8 protein-coding genes are annotated in these 10456 nt (G+C 40.6%); 6 read left to right on the plus strand and 2 right to left on the minus strand.

What is annotated here, in order from left to right; all coding sequences use genetic code 11:
• The first annotated feature begins 327 nt into the window (after positions 1–327).
• The 3 genes from L4D76_RS10010 (at position 328) to L4D76_RS10020 (ending at position 4521) form a co-directional block, all read left to right on the plus strand.
• Positions 328–1395, plus strand: a complete 1068-nt coding sequence (locus tag L4D76_RS10010) for a family 43 glycosylhydrolase (protein WP_428440764.1) — start codon at positions 328–330, stop codon at positions 1393–1395.
• A gap of 68 nt (positions 1396–1463) precedes the next feature.
• Positions 1464–3551, plus strand: coding sequence for a discoidin domain-containing protein (locus tag L4D76_RS10015; RefSeq protein ID WP_428440765.1), 2088 nt, complete (start codon positions 1464–1466; stop codon positions 3549–3551).
• Between the two features lie 28 nt (positions 3552–3579).
• Positions 3580–4521 carry a hypothetical protein gene (locus L4D76_RS10020; protein ID WP_428440766.1) on the plus strand — a complete coding sequence of 314 codons (942 nt, stop codon included), beginning with the start codon at positions 3580–3582 and terminating at the stop codon, positions 4519–4521.
• 183 nt (positions 4522–4704) lie between these two features.
• On the opposite strand, the gene L4D76_RS10025 is transcribed toward L4D76_RS10020, so the two are convergent.
• Positions 4705–5712, minus strand: a complete 1008-nt coding sequence (locus tag L4D76_RS10025) for a substrate-binding domain-containing protein (protein WP_428440767.1) — start codon at positions 5710–5712, stop codon at positions 4705–4707.
• A gap of 430 nt (positions 5713–6142) precedes the next feature.
• Between L4D76_RS10025 and L4D76_RS10030 the strand changes: the two genes are divergently transcribed.
• From L4D76_RS10030 to L4D76_RS10040, 3 genes are all read left to right on the plus strand, one after another.
• Positions 6143–6769: a Crp/Fnr family transcriptional regulator gene (locus tag L4D76_RS10030; protein ID WP_428440768.1), complete on the plus strand. Its 627-nt coding sequence runs from the start codon at positions 6143–6145 to the stop codon at positions 6767–6769.
• Between the two features lie 154 nt (positions 6770–6923).
• On the plus strand, positions 6924–7781 hold the full coding sequence (locus L4D76_RS10035; protein ID WP_428440769.1) for a diguanylate cyclase: 858 nt from the start codon (positions 6924–6926) through the stop codon (positions 7779–7781).
• 12 nt (positions 7782–7793) lie between these two features.
• Positions 7794–9287 carry a methyl-accepting chemotaxis protein gene (locus L4D76_RS10040; protein ID WP_428440770.1) on the plus strand — a complete coding sequence of 498 codons (1494 nt, stop codon included), beginning with the start codon at positions 7794–7796 and terminating at the stop codon, positions 9285–9287.
• A 77-nt stretch (positions 9288–9364) separates the two neighbouring features.
• Here L4D76_RS10040 and L4D76_RS10045 read toward each other — a convergent pair whose 3' ends face one another.
• Positions 9365–10396, minus strand: coding sequence for an IS630 family transposase (locus tag L4D76_RS10045; protein WP_428440771.1), 1032 nt, complete (start codon positions 10394–10396; stop codon positions 9365–9367).
• Positions 10397–10456 lie beyond the last annotated feature (60 nt).

The following is a 10456-nucleotide window of genomic DNA, read 5'->3' on the forward strand; positions in this document are numbered from 1 at the left end:
AATGATTGCAATTTTTTCTCATGAGAGATTGATCACAATGATAATATATGGGTTCTTAGTGTAAGTCATTGTTTTAAAAGGGTTGATTGCGCGAGATGTTTTTTTCTTATGGATACGCGCTGTTAATGTATTTCCATTGAACATTCAAGAACCATATATTTAACCGAAGAAAACGATGTGCTCATAAAGCGAACGGAAAAGAGACTTCATATTTATTTAGTCACCATATTCGGCTTGGACCATTAAGTGGACGTTTAACTGATTAGTTTATGTCTATTGAATCCTTATCATCATTAGTTTAATAATCCTTAAAGGAAAAGGTACATTATGAAAATTAATACAAAGATAAAGCAATCTGCGTTATCAATTGCAACTCTACTTTTTGCTTCGTCAACATTAGCTGGTGTATCAACTATCGAACCTGGTAAAGATTGGCTAGATACCAATGATCAGTTGATTGAAGCTCATGGTGGTGACATGATGCTAAAAGATGGAGTTTACTATTGGATAGGTCAGGACCGGACAAAAAACAGCAATACTTTTAAGGCGATAAATTGTTATAAATCGACTGATTTAAGTAACTGGGAATTTGTTAACACTGTGATGTCTGCAGAAAAAAACCCGGACCTTCCTACTGAAGTCATTATTGCACGTCCTAAGTTTGTTTATAACAATCTCACAGATAGCTATGTAATGTGGTTCAAATACCGTAATCCTAAAGGTGTCGCGCCAAATATGCGGGCAGGGATTGCAAGTAGTAAGTCCGTTTGTGGTGATTATAAAGAAGAAGGGATCTTCTTCCCTACCGCAAACCATGTTTCTCACTATGCGGGTGACAACGAGTTAGTCGTTGATGAAAATGGCAATGGTTATTACGTGCTATCTTCAATTGGTGAGCTTAAACATGGTGAAATGGGCCAGCTAACTGCTGGAAAGAAGAAACGTCATATTAAAATATTCAAGCTGACACCTGATTTTAGAGATCTAGAAAAACTGGTTTATGAATTCCCTGTTGAGACAAACAGAAAAGAGAACAGAGAAGGACCTGGCGTATTTAAAATGGGTGATAAATATGTAATGTTCTCATCAGGCACTATGGGATGGAAGCCAAATCAACAAAGATATTCAATGGCGCCATCTATGGAAGGTCCTTGGAGTGAGTGGAAGGATATTGGTGATAATACAGCCTTTGATTCTCAAACAGCTTTCATTATTCCAGTACCTGGCGAAAAAGGAACAAGCTTTATTTACGGTGGTGATCGCCATACCGCTAAGAACCTGGCGGAATCACGTTATATCTGGTTACCGATTAAAGAAACTAAAAATGGTTTAACAATGGATTGGCAGGACAAATGGACTGTTAATGTTAAATCAGGAGAGCTAAGCACAGATTAATAACGTCTAGGTTTGGAGGGCATGCAATATGCCCTCTTTTATGGATTAGAGAAATAAAAGAGAATATGATGAAATCTTTACCTCTACCTAAATCGATAGTGGTGGCACTATTACCTTCACTGCTGTTAAGTTGTAGCATAAGTGCTGGAGCGAATAGTACTGAAACTACAGGCCAAGCGATAACTAAGTTGAGTCTGCCATACGATAAAGTGACAACAATTGATGGTGTACTGTATGGACTAAAGAAAAATACCCAAGATAACAAATTCTATAATTTTACGGTTATTACTTCTTATGACGACGGTCAAACATGGTCTGATCCCAAAGTTGTACTAAGTGCAGCTGACTTGACTGGAAAAGGCTTGGATCAATTAGATGATTATTCTTTATCCCAGTTACGAGCAATTAAATGGTTACGCTGTCCTAGTACCGGAACAATGTCTATTTGGGCGAAGCGTCATGGTGTTGATGCTAACGGAAAGACGATCGTAAAAAAAGAACTTCTACGAGCCGCTATTTTGGACCCTGCAAAGTCACCTTCTAGTGCTTATACCGATTCAATAATAATTGACCGCCCTTATGGATACTCTTCGGGTGATTTGGGATCGGTTGTCGACAACAATACACTGCATTTAGTTTCCGCAGCAACCAGCGAAGGAAAGATTAACCTCTATGAGTTAAACCAGGAATGTAGTGACTTAGTTGCTAATGGGCCGCTTGCATCGCTGGAATGGCATAATCAGAACGGCAGTGTTGATCACAGGGAAGCCCCGAGTATCTTTAAGCAAGATGAATATTTCTACTTAACCACTTCGGGAAAGACAGGCTGGCGTCCTAATCAACAGAAATATGCTTACGCCGAAAATCTGGCGGGACCATGGTCGGAGATGTTACCACTTGGTGACAGTACGGCTTACCACTCCCAACTATTTGGGGCAAAAAAAATCGTCGCCAATGATGGCTCAGGAAATACAAGCCGGATTTTCTCTGGAACTCGTAATGCCGAAACTTGGAATGGTACAGACAATCGACGCGTTTGGATGCCGCTCTATTTTAATACAAAAACATCTTTGGCAACCAACTATTATGATTACATTGAAATTGATGAGATGTCTGGAACCGTTACTGGGCATCAGCATGACCATGGTACCAACCTAGCTATTAGGAATGTATCCGTTGAAAATAACAGTGATGATGTAAGTGCACTTACCGACAACGATTTAACGACATCTTGGTATAATAACAACGATACAGATAAAACATCATTAGTGTTTGAACTTGATGATAAGCAACTTGTAAAAGCATTAAAGCTGAAGCATTACGACCAATACAACGATAAAACGGATGTTACATTAAGAACACCGGCAATAAAAATTGAAGTTTCAGAAGATGGTGTCAATTATACGGAAGCATTCAATGATATTGCCCCATCAATCACTTGGCTTCAACCGATTGATATCATTGATACGGAAGGTAAGTACATTAAGTTATCTCTGATTGAAAATCATAAAGGAAACAGCAAAGGAACTACTTCAGATTTTGGTTTTTATCAAGTTGAAGTCTGGGGAGGTGAGTCAAATAAAGTTCCTTTAGTCGCTGATGACTTTTCCAATAATTCTGAAGGGGAAAAACCGTTTGGGTGGAGTACGGTTGCATCACCAAATACTTTTGCCCAGGTAACATCTGATAGTAACCAGTTGCAATTAACCGATCAGACAGATAAAGGAAGAGTTGTTGTTAGCAAAAGTTTCACACCGCAGAAAGGTTCTTCTGTTAGTGTAAGTACGAAGTTTAAATTTACCGACATTGGTAAAGAAGAGTATGTGCGATTGTTTGCCGGAACTGATTTTCTAGTGAACATTGTCAACTCGAAACAATACTCTGGCTTGGCTATAACAGATAAAGAATTTAATCAAACCAAAATTGCAGATATTAATCCAGATACATGGTACGAGCTAAAAATTCTACTCAATACGGATTCACAAACCTACGATATTTATATCAACGAAAAGTTAGTGTGGGGTGGCGCACCATTTGTGAGTGATAAGAATTATATCGATACAATTAAGCTAGGAACAGCGACTAACCGAACCCAAAGCATCGCATATTTTGACGATGTGTATATCTCGGGACCAATTAGTAATAGTAACAATTAATTATTTTAATAAACAAGGTAGTAATTTCATGATTAAGAAGAGTAGCGCTTTTAGCATTGTACTGCTTGCGACGGCATTGTCTGCTTCATTCTCGGCATCTGCAGGATTTGTTGAGGTTGGTGCTGAGTTTCGAGATTTCAGCACTAATTATGAAACGGAGTCATGGTTCAGGCCGTATACAAAATGGATGGTGAATCCTATCGAAGGCTCGCCATTTAAAGTGATTGGTCGTATGGATTATCGCCATTATGATTTACCAGCACAACGCCAATGGGGTAATCATGCCCGACAAGAGCTGTATGTTGGTTATCGCTGGAAGTTCGATGACTTCGTCTTTGCACCAAAGGTAGGTTTTCGTCATGCAAGTTTCTCCAATGATTCGCGGGTAACTGAGTATCGTGTTTACCCAAATATGAGATACAAAATCAATTCAACATTCTCTGTTGCTATTGATGGCTTTCTTGCTCCTGTTGATGTGAAGGGAGTTCCGAGAATGGGGAAGGCTGAATTGAATGAAGTAGGCATTAATAAAAAAGTCGATCGAGTTAATTATAGTGATTATACACATGAGATTGACTTCATTTTATCTACAAAGTTAGCTAAAGATAAAAGGTTATTAGCTTCAATATATAGTGAAACATATAGAAAAGGAAAAGAAGGACGTGATGCGAAGAACAAGCAAGTAGAAGCATTGGAGCTTCGTCTTGCTTATAGTCAAAACTTCGGTGACCTTCGAGTGAGTCCTTACACCTATATTGATATATCAAGGGATATAGAAAGCGCTGATGGTGTTAAGCGAGAGGGGCTTCGTCAGCGATACGGTGTTGAAGCCGCCTATAAATTAACTGAAAAATTGGCATTTCAAACACGAATATTCTATCAAACAGAAGAAGTTGAAGATAGAGAACATGTAAAGCAGGACGACAAGAACTATATGAACTATAAAGCAAGTTTCAAATACTCATTCTAATGTGACTCGAAAGAATCATGGCCGATAATTATCTTACAACTTCAAAAATATCTGATTTTTTCGGCATTTCGGTAAATCACGGCTCAAACGGGGGAGGCCGTGATTTATCGACACTGGTTATAACAGTCCCTGCGGGTTTTCAGCTGGGACTGTTATTTTTTGAGTAATAGATGGAGCTTACTTTCACGAGTTATCATTTTTGCTTACTGACAGGCGACGAACCAAGGTTGGCATAAACATACGTGTACCAGGATCATTGGTTTTCCCATTTGCCAACTTAAGCGAAAGCTGAGCAGCCTGTTCAGCCATCATCAGGATTGGGTAGCGAATGGTAGTCAGCTTCGGATGGAGGTATTTGGCAATTAATCCGTCGTCAAAGCCAATTAATGACATTTGTTCTGGAGCGCTGATCCCATTTTCATCTAATACTGACAGTGCGCCTGCTGCCATATAGTCGTTGTATGTTGCCACTGCCGTAATCGGTAAATTTTTGGCTAGTAGGTTGGTCATCGCACTTTCACCGCCTTGTTCATTCGGGCTGGCGTACTCAATATAGCTGTCTGAACTGGTAAGGTCGTGTGCTTTCAGCGCCTCAAGATAACCGGCTTTGCGCTGCTCCGTATCTTCAATGTTATGGTTAGAGCAGATGTAGCCAATATGCTGGTGACCGTGGCGAATTAAATATTCGGTGGCAAGGTATGATCCTTTATGGTTATTAAGCGCGATACAACGCTCAGCGATTTCTGGAATATATCGGTTAATCAGCACCAGGCCAGGCACTTCCTGAGCAAAAGCGATCAGCTCCTGGTTAGTCAAGCCTTTACTGTGGATCACTAACGAGTCACACCGGCTGTTGATCAGAAGCTCAAGCGCCTCGCGTTCTGTCACGGCATCATGATAACCATTACCGATGAGAATATGTTTCCCGTTGCGACGGGCGATCCCGTCGACTGCTTTAACAAGAGTACCGAAAAACGGGTCGGAAACATCACCCACTAAAACCCCCATGGTATTAGTGGATTGACTGACTAATGCACGTGCATTGGCGTTCGGGCGGTAACCGAGTTTGTGCATTGCCTGATTGACTGTCTCTATCGCTGCTTGACTAGCCTTGGGAGACTTATTGATGACCCGTGATACGGTTGCAACAGAAACACCAGCTTCTTTTGCTACATCTTTAATAGTTGCCATAACTTACCTTTGTGTGCACCAGTGATGTCATTTAACAATGCTTGTGAAAATAAGGCAAATCGAGAACATATTATTGAGATTTTTTTGACCAAGATGCCTTGAAAATCATGTCTCGAATGCTAATGTAAACGTTACCACAGTTTGGTGCCGATTGGATAAAGTAAATGGACTATTTCAGATTCAGATTAGCCAAGTGAGATAGTCGTTTCGACAGGACAAAGATGTGGGATTAATAGCAAATCCGATGGGTGACGCGGATACAGCTGCCAGTCAACTGGAGTTTAGTCTGACGTAGTAAGCGTTTATGACGACAGCTTGGGTGAACTCAACGTACTTAAGCTCATTACCTGCTTAAGACTACTTAGATGGGTCCAATGCTTTAAAAACTAAGTTGAATTACGATTACTTGATTAACGGTGTATGTTGGATTATGAGAACAGAATTTCCTTCTCAACTTTGCGAATTTACTTGCTACAGTGCACTGACTAAAGGGGAGTCAGTGTATCGTTCTGGCGAGTTGGCAAATGGTTTTTTTTACGTTGAATCAGGGCTAATAGGGCTTTATAAGACATCGATAAACGGCAAGGAGAACCTGCTGAGAGTCTATGATTCAGGTTGTTTTTTTGGCTATCGAACTCTTTTTAGTCATCAGCACTACTATGCAACGACCAGGGCGATGTTACCGAGCCGGATCGCCACTGTTCGAGTGAACAACGTCGCTAAATTGCAAGCTGTCACCCCTTCATTAGTTGACAAGCTATTATTGGGTGTGTGCCAAGAGCTGGGAGAGGCTGAATCAAGGTTAGCCAATGTAGCATCTCACAAAGCTGGAACTCGAATCCTTGATGCTGTCTTATATTTGTTCCGTGAGTTTCCGGAGTATCCTTGGACGAATAGAGAAATAGGTGAATTTAGTGGCACAGAAACAGAGACTGTGATTCGCTTTTGCCGAAAGCTTAAATCTGAAGGGCTATTTGAACCAGTAAATCGACGACTAAAACCCGTAAGCTTAAATGCATTGCAAGACTATCGTAATAAGTTAGTTTCTATGCGCTAATTTAACCCGCAGATATTCTAAATTTAATTATTTTCGATCTATTGTAATGACCCGGAGTCATTTAGAAAATCATGAGTGCTATAGGTGATATTCAAATGAATTATCAGTGTCTATAAATACTGATTTATAAAAACACGTAAGGGATATTAGCCACATGAAAAGAATAATAATGTTTCTAATCGGAGCCGTTCTGTCAGGTCTTATTATTAATTTACCTGCCTCTGGTGCTGAAATTATCACAAGAAAGGTTGCCGGAACAAAAGAAGAGTTAGTATATGACATATTAGAATTAGTATTAAGCAAAACAATGCCTGATGCAAGCTTAATACAAGCTTCAGAGGTACTAAATGGAGCAAGGTTGCGAGAAGAAGTTAAGCAGGGCAATATCGATGTTATGTGGACAGGTGCATCTCCTGAGAATGATAGACAACTGCTTACGATCAGAATTCCGGTGCTAAAAGGCCTGTTAGGGCACCGAATTTTCATTATCAGAAAGGGAGAACAGTTTCGATTCGATAACATTTCTACGTTAAATGATTTGAAGCAGCTTAATGCGGGACAGGGAACATTCTGGGGAGATAATAAAGTACTCGGAGCTGCCAATGTTCCGGTGATCACGACAATAAAATACGCCAATCTCTTACCTATGCTAGATGGAGAACGCTTTGATTACTTTCCTCGGGCAGTGCACGAACCTTGGAGTGAAGTTGCCTCTCGGCCAGAAATGAACCTTACTGTTGAAAAGAAACTGATGCTGATTTACCCCAATGCTATGTATTTCTTCGTTAATAAAAATAATCATAAACTGCACGAGAAGATTTTCACTGGTTTCGAAATGGCAATAAAAGATGGCAGTTTTGATGATCTGTTTTTTAATCACCCCATGATTAAAGACGTACTGGCAAAAGCAAATTTAAAACAACGGACTGTCTTACGAATTGATAACCCATACCTGCATCCTGACACGCCAACAGGACGTTCGGAATTTTGGTTAGATATTACGAAGCTTTAAAAAGGGATTATAATGAAGTCTATTACTCAAAAATCTATGCTGCTTTTATCGAGTGCATCGCTGATTGTTATGGTGATCATTTTTTCTATTAGTTTTTACTTTGCACAGCAGTATTCTGAAGAGTTATTGCAAAACGAGATAAAAGAATCTGATTCAGTATTGTCAGTTGTGCTTCAGGAGCCTATATTTGCTTACGATAGTACATTAATAACGAATACCCTCTCTGCATTTGTCGACTTCCCCTATATCCATAAAATAGCGGCTTATGACCATCGTGATAAGTTGTTGTCTGAAAAAATAGAGCAGGCTGTTCCTCCTGCACTCGAGGATATGATTACCAGAGATATCGCTATTTATTGGGAAGAAAAAAAAGCAATAGGAAAGCTGACCGTAGTCTACCGAGCCGATAAAAATGATGCGATGCTTAACATGGTAAAAATTGTCTTTTCAACCATCGCTGTTGTTTTGTTACTGGTACTACAGTTGGCCAATTGGGTGGCACTAACGCGTTTTGTGGTCAATCCAATAAGAAAGGTGGCGGATGCCCTGGCTGATATAGCAGCTGGCGGCGGTGATCTTACCCGTCGTCTCGATATCAAAAGTGAAGACGAAGTCGGGCAACTGGCAAAAAATTTCAACCGCTTTATAGAGCAGCTATATCAGCTGATAGATAATGTTGTTGATACAGCAAATGAAGTTAACACAACGTCGTTTGTGATGATGGAACATGCAAATAACAATGTGGGTGCCACTCGACAGCAACTCCAAGAAACAGATCTGGCATCCACAGCATTGAATCAAATGTCCTCGACATCAAGTGAAATAGCTCAAAATGCTAATCAGACAGCAAGACACACCAAGAGTTGCAGCAAGCTTGCATACAGCGGTAGTGAAGTGGTGAAAAACACGGCAGAGCAAATTAAACAACTGGATCATGACATGACTTCAACAGCCGATAAGGTAAGGCAACTGCGTGATATGAGCGATACTATTGGTTCGGTACTTAATGTCATTAAAAGTATTGCAGAGCAAACCAATTTGCTTGCTCTTAATGCTGCCATTGAAGCAGCCCGTGCCGGCGAGCAGGGGCGGGGATTTGCTGTCGTTGCTGACGAAGTACGGAACCTCGCACAGCGTACTCAAGAATCTACGACTGAAATAGAGAAAATAATCGAAGAGTTGCAACTGGCTTCGACTGATGCCAATGAGTCAATGGAGTTTAGCCAAAACGCACTTCAGAAAACGATCGAGGAATCAGGAAAGGCGAGTCAGGCGCTCTCTGAGATACTAAACAATATTGGCCAAATCAGTGATATGAACACACAAATTGCGACGGCATCTGATGAGCAAAATGCAGTTTCAGCCGATGTTAGCAAGAACGTTACCGAAATTTTTAATATTACTAATCAAGTCACCAACAACGCGCAAGGTGTGAGGGAAGCAAGCGCGCGTCTTAGCGAGCTTAGCGAGGGAATGAAACAAGACCTTTCACTGTTTAAACTCTAAGCTCTGTTATCAAGGTTAGTATTTATATATCATCGTTTTTTTGTGCCATTTCATGATGAAGTGGCACCTATACCCAATCAACTTAAAGATGCAGACTTGAGCACCTGAAAGTTATCATTAAGTCGAGACGTCAATGAGCCTGCGATCTCTGGAAGAGTGACAGTAAAAAATTGGTCTATAGCTTCCTTGAAGTCACGTTTACTTTTGAAGTAAACGTTATTCCTCGACTTTTCGTTCATCACTTTCCAAAGTCGTTCTATCGGATTAAGGTTCGGACTGTAAGGCGGAAGATAATGAAGCTTAATATTGAGAACGAAAGCCGCATCCCKGACCAAATCACTACGGTGATATCCCGCCCCATCTAAGATGATATGGAGCGTGTGATCTAATGGGTAACTGTCCCTCAGTTTGCAGAAAAAGCGAACGATGTTCTCACTGTTAATGCTTTCATAGTCACTAACAACAGTGGCTCCGATGTCCAACAGGTTCAGCGCACCGATAATATTAAGTCGGCTACGACTACCTGTTGTTTCAAGCACTTTATCTTGCCYTGTACGTATCCAACCATGCGTGATTTTAGTCGCCWGCGTTGGATGAACAGCATCAATGAATAAAATCGATTCATCCTTGCCACAGCTCGCTTTAAGAGCGTCATAAGCCTCGATAAAAGCCTGCTGTTTTGCTTCATCAAACTTATGTGGGACACCTTTGGGCATCTTATAACTARAGCCATTGTGATGAAGCCATTTGTTCATGCCTGGGACACTGTATTGAACGCCAAAATGTTCCATTACGTAGGCTACGATTTGATGAGTATGATGGTAGGCATGCTCAGTCAGATGCTCTATTAGCGCCATTGTTTGAATTACAGATAAGTATCCCGATGACCCGCCATTTTCAGGTGTCAGTTTTTTCGATTGTTCATARTCTTTGAGATGACGAAGAACTGTCGTTTCATGGATGCGCAGAGCTTGTGAAATCATGGAGGTACTCCAACCTTCCGATGCAAGAAGTACCGCTTTTATACGATCACGCACTCGACCGTCAYGAGTCTTATCATGCTGGTTTTCAAGTTCTTGTTTCTGCTTTTGGGTTAGAGTCATTTTCATAGTGTGTAGCATGATCCTCATTATTAAAGAAATCAAGCATCATCAATGATCACGGGTATA

It is taken from the genome of Photobacterium sagamiensis (assembly GCF_050337085.1).
GTDB lineage: Bacteria > Pseudomonadota > Gammaproteobacteria > Enterobacterales > Vibrionaceae > Photobacterium > Photobacterium sagamiensis.

What these genes read in the sequence shown, in the direction of transcription:
- L4D76_RS10010 (WP_428440764.1), top strand. Translation starts at nt 328, where the DNA reads ATGAAAATTAATACAAAGATAAAGCAATCTGCGTTATCAATTGCAACT.
- L4D76_RS10015 (WP_428440765.1), top strand. Translation starts at nt 1,464, where the DNA reads ATGAAATCTTTACCTCTACCTAAATCGATAGTGGTGGCACTATTACCT.
- L4D76_RS10020 (WP_428440766.1), top strand. Translation starts at nt 3,580, where the DNA reads ATGATTAAGAAGAGTAGCGCTTTTAGCATTGTACTGCTTGCGACGGCA.
- L4D76_RS10025 (WP_428440767.1), bottom strand. Translation starts at nt 5,712, where the DNA reads ATGGCAACTATTAAAGATGTAGCAAAAGAAGCTGGTGTTTCTGTTGCA.
- L4D76_RS10030 (WP_428440768.1), top strand. Translation starts at nt 6,143, where the DNA reads ATGAGAACAGAATTTCCTTCTCAACTTTGCGAATTTACTTGCTACAGT.
- L4D76_RS10035 (WP_428440769.1), top strand. Translation starts at nt 6,924, where the DNA reads ATGAAAAGAATAATAATGTTTCTAATCGGAGCCGTTCTGTCAGGTCTT.
- L4D76_RS10040 (WP_428440770.1), top strand. Translation starts at nt 7,794, where the DNA reads ATGAAGTCTATTACTCAAAAATCTATGCTGCTTTTATCGAGTGCATCG.